Raw genomic sequence first — 15,688 nt, 5'->3', positions numbered from 1 at the left:
GCGTGTTGGGAAAAACCTGTCTATTCTTCGCCGCCGAAGCTGCGTCCGTCAGGATAGGTGATCCTCGAACGAGCCATGCGGGCGTCAAGCGACATAAAGTTGTACGGAACAGGTTCGGCTCCGCCCAGTTGCCCCTGAACCAATGAGACGAAGTAATTTTGGAAAGCGCGGAACTGCTGGAAATTACCGCGTTGATTGAAGATAACGAACAGAAACTTGCCGCTTTTGGTATTGATCTCGCCCGCGAGCGTGCTGACGCCGCTGTCGCCGCGGGGAAGTGTGCCCGTTTTGCCGACGACGCTCGCTCGTGAGAACGTGTCGCCAAATCGGCCTTCGAGCGTACCGCGGTCAACTCCCGCGACCGGCATGATGTCTGCAAATGTCAGTTTGTAGCGAGCCAGGTCGCTGCGGAGCGAACGCAGCAATTTCATCATTGCGTTCGGCGTCACGCGGTTGATCCCAAGACCGCTTGCTGTTTGGATCGAAAATTCTGACGGCTCGATGCCCGCATTCAGATGAACGATCCTGGCAACGGCGTATGGCCCGCCCAGAAGCGCTCCGAGGCGTTCTGACAGGAAGTTGTTAGAGAAGCAAAGGACCGCCTTCAGTATCTCTTTGACAGGAGTAGATTCGTGAGTAAAAAGGTGCTGCAGATTGCTCGGTATGGACTGAACATAAACAGCTCCGGTGAACCTTACGTCCGGAGTTCCGGCAACCGTCCCCCAACGGCCTGAGTGCATCAAAAACTCGTTCCACTGTTTCGTGGCCGCTGCAGTGCGTCGGGAAGCGTCAAGCGTTAACTGCAGCGTCTGTGCCGACACGCCCGGCGATGCCGCATAATTCATCGAAAAATTGTCGGTGACGACGAGGTCGCCTGCGATGCTGCGGATCCCAAGTTTATTCAGCTCATGGGCAAGTGCGACGCCGTGCTGGAACGCGAACATCGGGTCTTTGCCGGATACATAGAGGTTGCCGTGGAGAGTTCCCGTCGAGCGGTCGATGCCGCCGTCGGTGTAAATACTTGTTAAAAAACGAAACTCCGGCCCGAACGTTTTCAGGACCGCGTAGGCCGTCGCGACCTTTACGTTCGAAGCGGGATTGAACGCAATATCGGCATTCGATTCGGCGACAATAAGGCCGTCCATCGATTCGATCAAAATGCCCGAGTAGCCCGGAACCCTTGCCGCAGCAAGCGCCGGGAATGACGTCCTCATGCCGGTCGAGACCGGCATAGTCGGTGCCGAACTGCCGGTTCGCTGAACGCCGGGCGTCGGTGTCGCAACGGGTTCACGGACAACCGTGATGTCCTGCATGAACGGCGTCCTGCCGTCCTGTGCAAAAGCGGCAGTGGAACCAATTACGGCAAAAACGGCGAGAAAAAGCTTTGTCCGGAGGGCAATTTTTATCATTAAGATTGTATTGGGGAAGTTGTTTCAAGGCGGCCGGGGCGTCTGCCACCTTTAAACTTTATAACATATACGAGACGGTCAACTCAATCTTTTTCAAGTCTAAAGCCTTAGTGTTAACTATTACTTATGGAAGCAATAGAATTCCTTTATACAACATCGGGCGGGAAAAGGGAAGTGTTAATTTAGATGGATCTGCAGCCGGGGAATCAGGCGGCGTCAATGTTTCGGGACATTCGAACAACGGTGCGGGCCTCAGAAGAGTCGATCCGGACATCGTCCATCAGGCCTTTCATCAGTTTCAGCCCCCAGCCGCGGCGGGACTCAGCGGCAGCGGCGTCAGCCTTTTCTCGGGTCATGCGGACGCCGCGGTTCGCGACCTCGATATCGACTCGGTTCTGAAAAAACGTGAATCTTACTTCGATCTTGCCGTCAGGGCTGTTGGAGTGTTCCGATGCGTTGATGCACGCCTCGACGAGGGCGGTCTTGATCTTATTTATCGTCTTCTGCGGGACGTTGTGACGCTTTGCGGCCTCCTCAAATGCGTGAACTGCAGCGACCTCCGTTTCTTCGCCCGTGGGAATGGTGATCTCGTATTCGTTCGCGGGCCGTGGCTTTGGCGGCGTTACCTTGGATTCCAGTGCTTTACGCAGCATCTCGGCCTGTTGACGACTCGAACCGAACGCATTTCGTTTGTCGAGAACGTCAAGAGCCTCTTCTGAAAAGCCTTCGGGAGCGATCAGCCAAATGGCGAAATTCTCAAAGCCCGAATTCGCCGCCGCCATTTCCAGACGGTCGCACCAGAATTCGGTCGTTTCGACGTTCGCTTCGAGCTTCGATTCTATCTCGGCGGCGAGCCAGACCGCCCGTTCGCGGCCGCCATCTGCAGTGCCGATGCCGACCGCCGACCGTTCTGTGTCGCAGATCTCAGCGAACTGCGGATAAAAGTATTCCGTGTTAGCAGCGAAAGAGACGGCGGGAAGCGTGAATTTCTGCGGATCCTCTTTAAGGGCCTTTTCGATCTTGTCCGGGTCGGCTCCGCGAAGCTCGTTGCGAAAACGCCGGAAATCAAGCAATGCGGTCGAGACGGCCTGCGATCCGAAACTCTCTAAAATGGACCTGATGCCGAGGGCATTGCGACGGCGATAAGCTCTTTCGAGCGCCTCGGGCGAGCTGGCGGCGACATCTGAAACAAGTTCGCTGATGATGAGGGCCCGCTGGGAAGCAGAGCGGCTGAGATCGCGGACAGCCGACAAATGGTCTGTCAGAAATACCTTGTCCCGACGGATCCGTGTGCCTGCATAGCTCAGGTCTATGAACTCAGCGCAATTCAACGCGTCAACGATCTTTGCTGCCTCGTCAGGTGACGCTTTCAGATGCCTTTGCCAAAACGAGATCGGAACAAATCCGTCATTTACATCGAGGTGAGCGCACAAAATGGAGATCGTCCGAGCCCTGAGCTCAATGTCCGGGACGGCCGACCGAACGGCATCGTCTATTACGAGCGACAGCTCACCGCCGCATACGGAATCTGCATATTCGCGGGCGAAATGCCCGTAGGCGGTCATCTCGCTTGCCCTCGACACTCCTCGCAAGAACGAAGAGATCAGTGCAGGAGAGCCGGTGAACATCTCGCCGATCAGGTCGCATATATGGTCGGCAATATTCAGTTCACGCGTCGAAGCGATGGTTGCGGCCATCTCTGACGCCTCAGCGTCTCCCAGTGACGACAGGTCCATCGTTTGAAACGATGTCCTTCCGTAGATCGCACGCCGATCACCGGCCACAACTAAGCGGACCCGCGGATCGTGATAGCCGCTTTGAAAATTGAGCCATGACGCGTCCGTGCCGACAAGCAACTCTGCACCTGCGACAAGCACCGCCGATCGGCGGCCGCGTGCCGCGGTGATCAACGGAGCTGCAAAGCAGCTTTGAATGTCATCGCAGCCATTCCGTTCTATCTCTGACAGCGAGATCACTATTTCGAGATCTTTCGGAGCAGCGTGGTCCGCGAGACTCGAAAGGTCACGCGGGATATGCAGGAAATTCGGGTCGCGGCGGCCGAAAGCTACGATCTGGACCGCGAGGCTGCGAACGAACGCGGCTGCAGCGGACGAAAGATCGCCGCGGAAATTTCTGACGTCGAAAAAGAAAGGTATCGTTTCGCCGCCTTCTGTGAAGAGCCTGTCGTAAGCCTGCCGCAGTAATTCCCCAGATCCGGAAAAAGGCTCGGCGAGGACCGCAATTGCATTGTTGGTGTCGCTGCCGCGGGCGTGATCGATCAGACGCGCAAGTTCGTCTTGCCTGCCAATAAAACGATCGGCTGCAACGCGTCCCAATATCTGATCTTGCCTCGGCTCAGCCATACGTTCTTTGTATCACACCGTCGGGGGCGATCGCCTCAAACGCCTGTACACGATTTCGTCCCAGCCGTTTTGCCTCGTACAAAGCCTTGTCCGCGGCATCTACCATCGGCCCCGCGGCACAAAGCTCTGCCGAACAGCTTGCCACGCCGATGCTTGTCGTTACCTGACGGTGCGGGAATTTTGTGTTCTCGATATTAGCTCTTATGCGTTCGGCAATGGCTGCGGCCTCATGGCCCGGCGTCTGTGGAAGCAAAATGGAAAATTCTTCGCCGCCATAGCGAGCGGCAACGTCAGCTCCGCGAAGCGTTTCGCGAATAACGTGGCCGACGAGTTTCAGAGCCTCGTCGCCGGCAGGGTGCCCGAACGTATCGTTATACGATTTGAAATGATCGACGTCGAGCATCAAAAAGCTCATCGGAAAACCGTGTCTGTTTGACCGCTTTATTTCTTCTTCGAGACGCGCCTCGATATACCGGCGATTCAGCAGGCCCGTCAGCGGGTCGGTCACCGACAGCTGTTCAAATTCGCCGGCGATGTCCTTCAATGCCGCACGATCTACCGCGACCGCAAGCTGGGGTGCGACCATCAGGAACAGGTCGAGCGAACTTCGCGTGAATGGGGAACCGTCAACGCGGTCCGCGAAACAAATAACACCAAGTGTTCGGTCGGCCAGCGTGATCGGGCATGCGAGGAACGAGCGGGTCTTATAGCCGCGTTCAGCTACTGACGGCAATCCTGTTTTTGCAACGTCCGGCACTATCAGCGGGGCGGCCTTTTCAAAGACGATCTCTGCGACACGCTCACCCGCAAGGTCGATATCGAATTCATTTACCGCTCCGACCACGGCGCGAAGTTTCAGAGAGCCGGTGCGATCGTCGTGAATAAATATCGATGCACGCTCGGCACCGATCATCTCCGCAGAGCTTTGGGCTACGTGTGTCCAGAGGTCTTCGCGATCGACCTGCTTCAGGCTGTCGCTGAAACGCCTGACGGCACGCGATATTTCGTCGCGGCGCCTGACCTCGTCACGAAGACGAAGTATCTCGATCTGCGGCGCCAGCGAAGCACAAATTCCGGAAAGTTTGACTGCATCGTTTTCGTGTTTCAGACCGCCGAAAACTCCGATCGCCGCATTCACCGTGTCATCGCTGCCGAGCGGGAAAAGCTGCAGGGTACGCGTACTTTGCTTGCCGTCTCTAGCTCGTTCGCCGAGTTCCAGCGGACGGCGCGTGTGGGCAGCAGCGGCAAGACGCGGATCGTTCGGCCTTATGTTGAGCGTGATACGGCGTTCTGAAAGGGCACCGCGGGCAGACAAGTTTTGCAGCGTGTCGCCCGTGCGGTCGAGCCACACCAGAGAATCGATCTTGAAACGCTCTGCGGCCATTTCCAGCGTAGCTTCGGCAGCCTCGCGATATTCCATACGCGAGAGCGTCGCAATGAACGACCGCCATTCGGCAGCGTCGCGGCGCTCCTTTTCGTTATCAAAAACAGTTTTCGACGGGGACTCCTCGGCCGCAGGAGGCGCGATCTCGGCAGCCGGCGGCGGAACGGGTTCTCGTACCGGTTCTTCTGCCGGCCGGTCAAAAGGCGGTGTTTCGAGTATCTGTTCTTCGGCCTTTACAGGCGGTTCGGCGGCAAGTGCTGCCTTTGTTATCATCGCGGCGATCATGTTCGCGGTCCTGTCGATGACCTCGTCCGAATCTTCGATCGGCGCATTCTCAAAAAGTTTTACGGGGTCGAGATGCTGCCAGTCGCCCGTCATCGCACGCGTGGTCGCGTTACGGTATGCGGCGGAATTGGGAAATGTCCTGCCGGCTACAACGGCCTTGTCGCCGAGTTCGGGGATCACGGCAGCACGGCATTTGAGCCCTGCGTGGCAGACGAACGAAGCCGTACCGCCTGCGTTCTCGGCCACTTCACGGGCACGTCCGCAAAAAGCCGCACACGCCGGGGAATACTCACCGTCGGGATTGAGCGAACTGCAGATGGAGTTATTGTTTGCAGCAAAATGCTCTTGGCCCCCGTTCGTGATCGCCGCGGCCACACCGCTGCCGTAAGCAATACGCTGCAGGATGCCGAGTATGGTCTTTTCGCTCAAAACTGCCATCAAAAACGCAATACGCCGTTCGCCGGAGGCCTTCCGGTCGAATCCGTTTGCCTCAGAAGACGATTTAACATGTAGTCTCTTAAACGGTCAATGGCAGCGCATTTTCACGAAAAAATGCGGGTTATTTTGCGGCCTCGATATGCGGGTTTTCCGGGCTGATGCGAATGCAGGCAGCGAAGTGGCGAGGCTTGATCTCAACAAGTTGCGGAACGGTGCGTTTGCATTCTTCGACCGCATAGGGGCACCGCGTGTGGAAGTGACAGCCGGGCGGCGGATCGATCGGCGACGGAACGTCGCCCTGCAGAATGATGCGTTCGCGTCTCGCCTCTATCTCAGGGTCGGGCACGGGAACTGCCGAGATCAGGGCCTTTGTGTAAGGCATCAGAGGCTCAGAGTAAATATCTTTGCCCGCGGCGATCTCGACTATTTTGCCCAAGTACATTACGGCTACGCGATCTGACAAATGCCGTACGGCTCGCAGATCGTGCGATATGAAAAGATAGGTCAATCCGCGTTCGGCCTGCAGTTTTTCCATCAGGTTCATGATCTGCGCCTGAATGGACACGTCGAGAGCTGAGATCGGCTCATCGGCGACGATGAATTCCGGCTGGGTGGCGAGTGCCCGTGCGATGCCGATGCGCTGACGCTGGCCGCCGGAAAATTCGTGCGGATATCGCTTGATAAAGCGGCGGCTCAGCCCCACGGTTTCCATCAGATCGCTTACCATAGACTCCGCAGCCTCACCCTTTGCGATACCGAACGTTCGGATAGGCTCACCGATTATCTGGCCGACATTCATTCGCGGGTTCAGGCTCGCGTACGGGTCCTGAAAGATCATCTGCAGATGCCTGCGCCGGTCGCGCATCTTACTGTGCGGCAGATGAGCCAGATCGCTGCCGTCATAAAAGACCTTGCCGCCTGTCGGCTCGGTCAACCGGAGAATTGCTTTGCCGAGCGTCGATTTTCCGCAACCTGATTCGCCCACCAGGCCGAGGGTCTCGCCTTTCCTGATATCAAGCGAAACACCGTCAACGGCGCGAACTGTCCTTTTTTCACGAAAGAGCCCGCCCCCGATGCTGTAGTGCACTTCAAGGTTTTCGAGCGAGATCAGGTTTTTGCCTTCGTTGTTCATATTCAAGTCAGAACTGCCTGCGTGAGCGGGCGGACCGGACGTTGTCAATCCCGACCGTAAACCTCCTTGGCAAAATGGCAAAGCGAATGATGATCGGCGTTTATCTCAACGAACGGCGGATATTCCCGTCGACAGATGTCCTCGGCCCGGTCACAACGTTCCGCGAACGGACAGCCAGGCGGAAGATGAGCCACGTCGGGCGGCAGGCCCGGTATCTGATACAGCGAGTCGCCCTGTTCGTGTGCCGGATCGGGGACGCTGCGGAGCAATCCTTTCGTATACGGATTTGCGGGACGCGAAAAAAGTTCCCGCGTCGGAGCCTGCTCAAAGACCTTGCCGGCGTACATCACAATGATCTTGTCCGTCATTCCCGCGACGACGCCGAGGTCGTGCGTGATCAGAATTACGCTCGTTCCCAAACGTGCTTTCAGGTCCTTGATCAGTTCGAGTATCTGTGCCTGGATCGTGACGTCGAGAGCTGTCGTCGGCTCGTCGGCGATCAGAAGTTCGGGGTCGCAACTCAGCGCCATTGCGATCATCACGCGTTGCCGCATGCCTCCCGAAAGCTCGTGCGGATAGCCGTCCATGCGTGCCCTTGCGTCGGGGATGCCGACCATTTCGAGCATTTTGACGCCGTGTTCGTAAGCCTGTTGTTTGGTATGGCCGAGATGAAGCTGTGTTACCTCCATCAGTTGGGTCGATATCTTGAGAAACGGATTTAGCGACGTCATCGGATCCTGAAAGATCATCGCAATGCGGCGGCCCCGGATCTTTCGAACCTCGTCGATCGACAGTGCCCGGACATCGGTGCCGTCGAAAATGATCTCGCCGGAGACGATCTCGCCCGGCGGCTCCGGGATCAGCCGCATCACCGAAAGATTCGTGACGGATTTTCCCGAGCCCGATTCGCCTACGATGCCCAACGTCTCGCCCTTTTTCAGTTCGAACGAGATCCCGTCAACAGCCTTCACCACGCCGTCTTCCGTACGGAAATACGTGCGAAGGTCGTTGACAGTCAGTATCGTGCCGTTACTATTCATCGCGTCGGTCAGAATTTCCTCGTCTGCGGGTCAAGTGCATCGCGCAGTCCGTCGCCCAAGAAGTTCAGTGAAAACAGCGTCAGTGCCATTGTCAGACCCGGGAAAATAAGCTGCCAAGGAAATATCGCTATGTTCTTTATGCCGGCACTCGCCAGGCTGCCCCAGCTCGCATACGGTGCCTGCACGCCCAAGCCGAGGAAAGAGAGAAATGCCTCGGCAAGCATAACGCTTGGTACTGTGAGCGTGGCGTAAACGATGACAGGGCCGAGGGCATTAGGTATCAGATGCCGGAAAATTATGCCGAGATTGGATACGCCTGATGCTCGGGCTGCGAGTACAAAATCCTCGTTCTTCAGGCTCAGGATCTGGCCGCGGACCACGCGTGCCATTGTCAGCCACGATACTAGCCCCAGAGCAAAGAAAAGCAGCAAGATCTGGCTGATGCCCTGATTGCCTTCGGCGCCTATCATTTTTGTCAGCCATTTTATCCACTCGGGCGAATTGGTCCCGCCGAAGACCGCAAGAAGTACGACCACGATCAGGATGTACGGTATCGCGTAAAGTATGTCCACTATGCGCATCATCAGGTTGTCGATGCGGCCGCCGAGAAAACCGGCGACTGCTCCGTACGACACGCCGACGATCAGTGAAACAAGGGTCGAAATAATGCCCACAAGCAACGAAATGCGGCCGCCCTGCAGAACGCGTGCGAGGATGTCGCGGCCCGCCTCGTCCGTTCCCATTGGATGTTTGAGCGACGGCGGCATTGCCTTGACAAGCTCATTGTCGGCCGGGATGTAGTCGTAAGTATAGCCGGTCGTAGCTTCAATGACAGCAGGGCCTACAATGACCGAAATCGATATGAAAACAAGCACGATCAGCCCAAAAACCGCGAGGCGGTTGCGCAAGGAGGCGCCGCATGGCGTCACGCCATAGCGAGGTTCCTTTGACCGGTGATGTGCTGTCGTCTTTCATCGGGACTTATTCGTATCTGATCCTCGGGTCGATAAAGCCGTAAGCGATATCAACGATCAGATTAAAGATCATTACCAAAACTGAAATGAATGCGACGATGCCGAGAACAAGCGGCTCGTCGCGATTTAATACGGACTGAATAAAAATATTTCCGAGGCCGGGAATGGCAAACACCTTTTCAACGACCACGGTCCCGGCAAGAAGGGCCGCAAGAGCGGGTCCGGTAAAAGACACCACCGGAAGCAGGCCGCCGCGGAGAGCATGCCGAAGGATAACAGAACGCTCGCTCAGGCCTTTTGCCCTTGCCGTGCGGATGTAGTCCGACCGCATTACTTCCAACAGTCCTGCACGCGTCAAACGGGCGATATAGGCGGCGTAGATTGCGGCCAGCGTAACGACCGGCAAGATCAGCGAGGTAAAACCGCCCCATCTTGCGGGCGGCAGTAAATAGAGCCAAAAAGAAAACACAAGAACGAGAAGCGGCCCCAAGACAAAGTTCGGCACCGAAAGCCCCAACATCGCCGCGGACATCGAAGCATAGTCGAATGCCGAATTTTGCCGCAACGCCGCTATCGTGCCTGCAGCCAGGCCGATGGCAAGAGCTAGCAGATACGCTAGCAGCCCGATGACCGCCGAATACGGCAGATGCCTCGCTATGATCTCGTTGACGGGCTGGCCCTCATATTTCAGAGAGATGCCGAAATCGCCGCGGGCAATGTTCGAAAGCATAATGCCGTACTGCTTATACCACGGGTCGTCCAGGCCGTATTTTTCACGCAGCTTTGCTTCGACCGCGGCCGGGATCTTCTTTTCAGATGAATAGAACGTTCCCGGAGCGACGCGTATCAACGCCCATGTGACCGATACGGCGATCAGCGCCATCGGTATGATCAGGAGCAGGCGTTTTAGGATAAATCCGAGCATTTCTAGTTCTGCGTCATCGTCCGCTTCAGTTCCTCAAGCTGTGCCGCCGTTCGCGGGTTGCTTTCCGCCATGATGTTATCTACGTTCCGGTCCCATTTTGCGGGATCTTTCTCAATATAGACGAACTTCCATGGATGCAGCGTGCCGGGATTCGGATACATGCCTTTGACGTAAGGCTTTTTCAGCCAGTTGGTCGCGTAGATCGACAGTGTGACCACGGGCAGTTTGTCCATCACATATGCTTCTGCCCTAGCGAGTTTTTCGTAGCGCTTTTGGAAATCGAGTTCGCTGTTCGCCTCATCCAGCATTCGGTCATATTCCTTGTCCGCAAATCCGGAACCGCCGTCGTTTTGGCGGCCGTAGTGAAGACCCAGAAACGTGAACGGGTCCATGTAATCGCCCGACCAAAGGCTCTGTGCGAGTCCTGAGTACTGGAGATCGTTTCGATCTTTGAGAAACGTGCGGAATTCCTGGCTCTTCAATGAAATTGTAATACCGAGGTGCCGTTTCCATTGTGCCTGTATGAATTCGGCGACCATCCGATTGTTCTCGTTGGTATTGAACGTCAGCGATACTGAATCTGTCGGGAACTTGGGGCAGGCGAAATTTCCTTCGGATCCTTCGACAGGGAAGCCGGCCTCGCTGAGCAGCCTGCGTGCCTCGGCCGGGTCAAATCTGTTGTATTTCGCCCACTCTTCGGGAGACTTCTTTTTCTCGATGCGCATTTCCTCGCTGACCTTTGCACGGGCCCTGTCATAATCCGGGAAAATGCCCGCCGGCGTGAGGTCATAAAGCGGTTTGGTCACTTTTCGATAGTTCGAAAGAGCGTCCCGATCTACTGACATTTGAAACGCTCGCCGTACTCTTACGTCATCGAACGGCGGCTTTGTCATGTTCATCGAGTAATAGGCGGTCGCATTCTCGGGATGATCGAGATATTCGTCCTTGTATCGCCTTACTTCGTCGATCCAGGAAGCCGGTACGGAATGGTTCAGGAACGCATCGATGGCCCCGCCTTTGTAAAGGTTAAGTATGGTCGCGTTCTCGTCGATGGGATAGAACTTGATGCCGTCGAGATGGACATTCTCAGCGTCCCAATAGTTTTCGTTCTTCACGAGGAACAGCTCATCATAAGGCCGATGATGTTTGACCTTGAACGCTCCGTTGGTGACGATGTTTTCGGGCTTGGTCCAGTCCGCGCCGTGTTTTTCCACGACATGCCGCGGAACCGGCCGAAAAAATTGATGTGCAAGCAATCCAAGGAAGAAAGGTGCGCTTTGACGCAGCGTTAGCCGAAGCGTCTTATCATCAACCGCTTCGACGCCGATGTCTTCTGCCTTTACAGGGACGAATTCGCCGCCTTCGACCGCAGACCGCAGCTTTTCGTCCTTTTCAAAAAGCTTTGACCGTTCCTTTTCATCGCCCGGAAGAGTGAGGCGGGTCGGGCCGTTAATGAACGTCGCAAACTCTGTCTCAGGACCGAACGGCGTTACTGTATGCGGTTCGGTGGCGTTCACCTCATGTTCAAGCAGGAACCGTCCGTCCTTCTTGACGAAAACATCACCATTGTTGAAATCTTCCGAATATCGAATGAAATAGCCGAGACTTGCGGTTCGCGACAGTGTCTCGGCATCGAAGCCGCGTCGAAAACTGTATACAAAATCTTGAGCGGATATCGGAGTGCCGTCACTCCATTTGGCATTGTCGCGGAGCTTGAAAACGAAGATATCAACGTTACTGCTGATCTCCCAGTTTTTCGCGATCGCCGGAATGGGAAGCAAGGTCTTTGGATCGTTTTCGACCAAACCATCGAAAAGTGCCATATAGATACGCGCCTCCGGCTGGCCTGACGAAATATGCGGATCAAATGACTCAGGTTCCGACCCGGAGACATATCGAAGAATGTTGTCGCTCGGCGGCACGGTCCTGCCGAAATAGTCTCCGCTGTCGACGCGGGCACACGACATCGCCGAGAACAGCAGTGTCGCGATCAAGCCTAGAGAAACTAACTTGCCGAAGGTACGGTTCATAAAAAGGACCGTTAGAATATGCCCGCCGCTGCCCACGCGGTATCTACGCTGAGCGAGCCTACCGAAGGTGAATCAATGCCGTTGAGATCAAAGCCCTGAACGTACGGCTGTACCAACGCGTACGAACGAGGGAAGTATAACGGAATTGCTTCGACATCGTAAATAGCGGAAAGTTCGGTCAGCAGATCCTCGTCGGTTGGCATTGGCGAAGCAGCGGCTGAATTAGAGTTGACCGGTGTCGACGAGGTCTGAGGCGTCGGAGTCCCCTGCGGCAGGGTGGTCCCGGCTGCAGCGGCCTTCTTTCGTCGATCGAAGATTGCCAACAAACTTGCCGTTTCGTTCGGCGACGGCAGCACGACCCCGCGACGTATCAGGTCAAAATCACCGGATCTCCTTACAGCGTCCATTTCCGCGGCTTCTTTCAAGACGATCTCCGTCTCGATGTTCAGTTCCTCTTTCCACATCTTTGCAACAGCACGGGCGACCTTTTGCTGGACATTGTTTCGGTTGACGACGAGTTTGACGGTCGGAAAGCCTTTGCCGTCGGGGAAGCCGGCAGCTGTGAGTGATGCCTTGGCTGCCTCGACGTCATGTTCGAAACGAGCTTCTTTCGAATCGCTCAGCGGCAGGAAAGAATAAGCGGGCTCTACGCTGCCCGCCATCTCGGTCTCGGCCAATCTTTCGCGGTCGATGGCAGTTGCGAGGGCAAGCCGAACGCGGCGGTCCGAGAAGGGAGGACGAGAGTTGTTGAATTCGTAAAAGTTAAGAGCGGAATGGACCGTCGTGCGAAAGTCCTCGTACGGTGCGAGCAGCTTTAGGGCGAGCGGTTCAAAATTCGCATTCGTGATGACATCGAGTTTCCCGCCTCTGTACGCCTGCAAAGCTGTTTCCGCCGACGGCATTGAGATGAACTCGATACGGTCCAGCCCGACAGAGCGGGCGTTCCAGTATCGCTCTGACCGCGAGACCGAAATAGCGGCGTTCGATATGTTTTCAATGACAAAAGCGCCGTTCGTAACCTTCGGCCTTTCGACGGGCTTTAATGCATCTTTGATATCCGATCGATGAATTGGGCTAAAGATCGGGTCAGCCATCAGCCTCGGCAGCGATGCGTCCGGTTCGACCAACGAAATTCGTATCGTGCGTTCATCGATAGATTCAAAGCCGAGTTTTACGGCAGGCATCGGCGACGGAGGCGCTTCCTGTTCCGGCAGTTTTGCGGCAGGCGATGGCGTTGGTGTCGGTGATCCGCCAGTCTCCGGATCTATTGTGGGATCGATCTGAAACAAGAAAGGATCAGCAGAGACGTCGGCTTCTTTTGACGGGTCTATGATCGCCGCCACGCCTCTAATGTTTAGCAGTAATTCGCTATTCGCAGCTTTCTCGCGAAGAGCGGCAAGACGTTTCCAAGACCTGATAAAATCGTCGGCCGTTACGGCATCGCCATTCGACCAATTGACATCTTTGCGAAGGCGAAACGTCCATTCCTTCTTATCCTCAGAGGCTTCCCACGATTCGGCGACAGCGGGAACTGCTTTTAGCGAAGTTCCGTCGAGCAAGGTCAGTCCTTCGTAAACTGACCGAACGATGTCAGTTTCGGGAGGCGTTGCGGCAAATGCAGGATCTATGTGTTTCGGCGAACCGCCGTTACTCCAACGGAGTTCCTTTTTCAGCGGTGCTGCGACCTTTGAATAATAGGCCGCACCTTTGGGGCTCTCGACCGCTTCGCAGGCAGAAAATACGAGAGAAAGTAAAATAAAAGCAGAGAGCAAAAAGCCCGTTCTAACGGGCTGGATCATACGGTTTGCTTTCTGTTGAGCCGATCTCATTTAGTGAACTGAAAACCTGTCGAACCTGTCTCTGCGTATCTTCGAAACCGTGGGAAGTGTCGATAAGAAAGTCTGCGTAACGCTTTTTCTCCTCCTGCGGCATTTGCGAACTAATGCGCTTAATTGCCTCTTCCGCTGTTAAACCGTCTCTGGAGGTAAGACGCTGCAATTGTATATCAGGTTTGCACCAGACGACAATAAGTTTGTTAAAACGTTTGTAACCTCCGGATTCGATCATCAGTGCCGCATCGATGATCGCAATGCCGCCCGGTTGTTTGCTCTCTACGTCCTTCAGCCATCTGTCTTGAGCATCGATGACCAGCGGATGGACAATGGAATTCAGAAGCAGCCGCTTTTCCTCATTTCCAAATACTACGGAACCAAGTCTTTTGCGGTCCAGCGAGCCGTCCGCGAGCAGAACACCGTTGCCAAATTCCTCAACGATACGTGCGAGTCCCGGCGTGCCCGGTTCGACGACCTTGCGTGCGGTCAGGTCCGCATCAAGTACATGGCAGCCGAGTTCGCGAAAACATTCGCAAACGTAGGATTTCCCAACTGCGATGGAACCCGTAAGGCCGACCTTCAGCATCTATCGCTATCTACCATGACGCTTGGCGAGTTTGTCCACGTTGTACTCGGCGATCTCGCTGAGCGACAGGCCAAGCTCGTCAGCGCATGCCGAGATGTACCATAGAACGTCGCCCAGCTCGTCCTTCAGCTTGCTCCGAAACTCTTCGTTCAGAACGCCGCCGTGATCGCGCTGTATCTTCTTGACGATGTTGGCTACCTCGCCGGCTTCGCCTGCAAGGCCCAGCGTCGGATATTCGAGGTTCTCGAGCCGACGCGGATAAAGAGCCGTCTTGCTTGCGGCAGATTGGTAATCTTCGAAGTTCATATCATTAAGCACCGCGGCGCATTACGGCCGCCGACACAGTATTCTTCATTAACATCGCGACGGTCAGAAGCCCGACGCCGCCGGGCACCGGCGTGAATGAGCCGGCACGTTCCATCGCTTCTTTCGGATTGACGTCGCCCACAAGCGTGAAGCCGCGTTTTTCGATCGCGGCAAGACGTTTCGGCAGGTCTTCTTCCGAGAAGAGTTCAGCAGCAAAATCCTTATCCGACACGTTATTGATACCGACATCCACGACTGCGGCGTTCTCACCGATATGTTCGCCGCGAACAAAACCGGCACGTCCTATGGCCGCTATCAGAATGTCAGCCTGTCTGGTTATCGCAGGCAGATCGCGCGTTCGCGAATGACAGATGGTCACCGTGGCATTTTCCTGCAGCAGCAGCATGGCCATCGGCTTGCCGACGATATTGCTGCGGCCGATGACCACTGCGTGGCGGCCCGCGATCTCAATATTCGAACGTTTTAATATCTCTATTACGCCTGCCGGCGTGCAGGGTACGAGCGAGTCGCGGCCCTGTGACAGCCGTCCTACATTCATCGGATGAAAACCGTCAACGTCCTTCGCGGGGTCGATCGCTTCCAATATCTCGCGGTCGTTTATGTGTTCGGGAAGCGGCAGTTGGACCAGAACACCGTCAATATCATCGCGGGCATTAAGTTCTCGAACGATATCCAGCAGTTCGTCCTGCGTTATGTCCGGCTGCAGGTGAATATGCTCGGAATACATGCCGAGCTCTTCGGTCGTCCTTACCTTACTGCCGACGTAAACCGCAGATGCAGGGTCTTCGCCGATGCGGACGACTGCCAAACCGGGGCGAAACCGCAATCCCATGACCTCAGCTGCGACCTCTGATTTGATCGCCTCGGCAATGGGTTTTCCTTGTAAAAGTTGAGCGGGCATACGAACATCATCATAGCCGAAGAGCGTTTTATTGTCAGTTTGCCGTAATATTGACGTGAATA

Annotated in this window: 11 protein-coding genes and 1 pseudogene; all 12 read right to left on the bottom strand. The window is 55.5% G+C overall.

Translation table 11 applies throughout. The features are described 5' to 3' along the window. Positions 1-20: 20 nt before the first annotated feature. The 12 genes and pseudogenes from IPM50_05640 to IPM50_05585 all read right to left on the bottom strand — a co-directional run bounded on the left by IPM50_05640 (position 21) and on the right by IPM50_05585 (position 15,626). Complete coding sequence (locus tag IPM50_05640; protein ID QQS34058.1) at positions 21-1,409, bottom strand: D-alanyl-D-alanine carboxypeptidase; 1,389 nt, start codon at positions 1,407-1,409, stop codon at positions 21-23. A 206-nt stretch (positions 1,410-1,615) separates the two neighbouring features. Further along, positions 1,616-3,772 carry an ATP-binding protein gene (locus tag IPM50_05635; GenBank protein QQS34057.1) on the bottom strand — a complete coding sequence of 719 codons (2,157 nt, stop codon included), beginning with the start codon at positions 3,770-3,772 and terminating at the stop codon, positions 1,616-1,618. Next, complete coding sequence (locus tag IPM50_05630; GenBank protein QQS34056.1) at positions 3,765-5,879, bottom strand: sensor domain-containing diguanylate cyclase; 2,115 nt, start codon at positions 5,877-5,879, stop codon at positions 3,765-3,767. The genes IPM50_05635 and IPM50_05630 overlap by 8 nt, the downstream gene beginning before the upstream one ends. Before the next feature lie 121 nt (positions 5,880-6,000). Further along, on the bottom strand, positions 6,001-7,011 hold the full coding sequence (locus tag IPM50_05625; GenBank protein ID QQS34055.1) for an ATP-binding cassette domain-containing protein: 1,011 nt from the start codon (positions 7,009-7,011) through the stop codon (positions 6,001-6,003). A 44-nt stretch (positions 7,012-7,055) separates the two neighbouring features. Then, positions 7,056-8,051, bottom strand: a complete 996-nt coding sequence (locus tag IPM50_05620; protein QQS34054.1) for an ABC transporter ATP-binding protein — start codon at positions 8,049-8,051, stop codon at positions 7,056-7,058. Positions 8,052-8,059: 8 nt separating this feature from the next. Beyond that, positions 8,060-9,026: pseudogene (locus IPM50_05615) on the bottom strand (ABC transporter permease). A 6-nt stretch (positions 9,027-9,032) separates the two neighbouring features. After that, on the bottom strand, positions 9,033-9,950 hold the full coding sequence (locus IPM50_05610; protein QQS34053.1) for an ABC transporter permease: 918 nt from the start codon (positions 9,948-9,950) through the stop codon (positions 9,033-9,035). A 2-nt stretch (positions 9,951-9,952) separates the two neighbouring features. Further along, entirely contained in the window at positions 9,953-11,980 is a 2,028-nt protein-coding gene (locus IPM50_05605) for a peptide ABC transporter substrate-binding protein (GenBank protein QQS34052.1), read from the bottom strand. An 11-nt stretch (positions 11,981-11,991) separates the two neighbouring features. Continuing rightward, complete coding sequence (locus IPM50_05600; GenBank protein ID QQS34051.1) at positions 11,992-13,779, bottom strand: peptide ABC transporter substrate-binding protein; 1,788 nt, start codon at positions 13,777-13,779, stop codon at positions 11,992-11,994. Next, positions 13,763-14,398 (bottom strand): dephospho-CoA kinase, encoded by a 636-nt coding sequence (locus IPM50_05595; protein ID QQS34050.1) that lies wholly within the window; start codon positions 14,396-14,398, stop codon positions 13,763-13,765. The genes IPM50_05600 and IPM50_05595 overlap by 17 nt, the downstream gene beginning before the upstream one ends. 6 nt (positions 14,399-14,404) lie before the next feature. Beyond that, positions 14,405-14,704: a nucleoside triphosphate pyrophosphohydrolase family protein gene (locus tag IPM50_05590; GenBank protein ID QQS34049.1), complete on the bottom strand. Its 300-nt coding sequence runs from the start codon at positions 14,702-14,704 to the stop codon at positions 14,405-14,407. 4 nt (positions 14,705-14,708) lie between these two features. After that, a complete protein-coding gene (locus IPM50_05585; protein ID QQS34048.1) occupies positions 14,709-15,626 on the bottom strand; it encodes a bifunctional 5,10-methylenetetrahydrofolate dehydrogenase/5,10-methenyltetrahydrofolate cyclohydrolase in 918 nt (305 codons plus the stop codon). Between the last annotated feature and the right edge of the window lie 62 nt (positions 15,627-15,688).

The sequence above is a fragment of the Acidobacteriota bacterium genome, assembly GCA_016700075.1.
Lineage (GTDB): Bacteria > Acidobacteriota > Blastocatellia > Pyrinomonadales > Pyrinomonadaceae > OLB17.
Note: the sequence above shows the minus strand (reverse complement) of the source record. Positions and strands in the feature narration are given on the sequence as shown.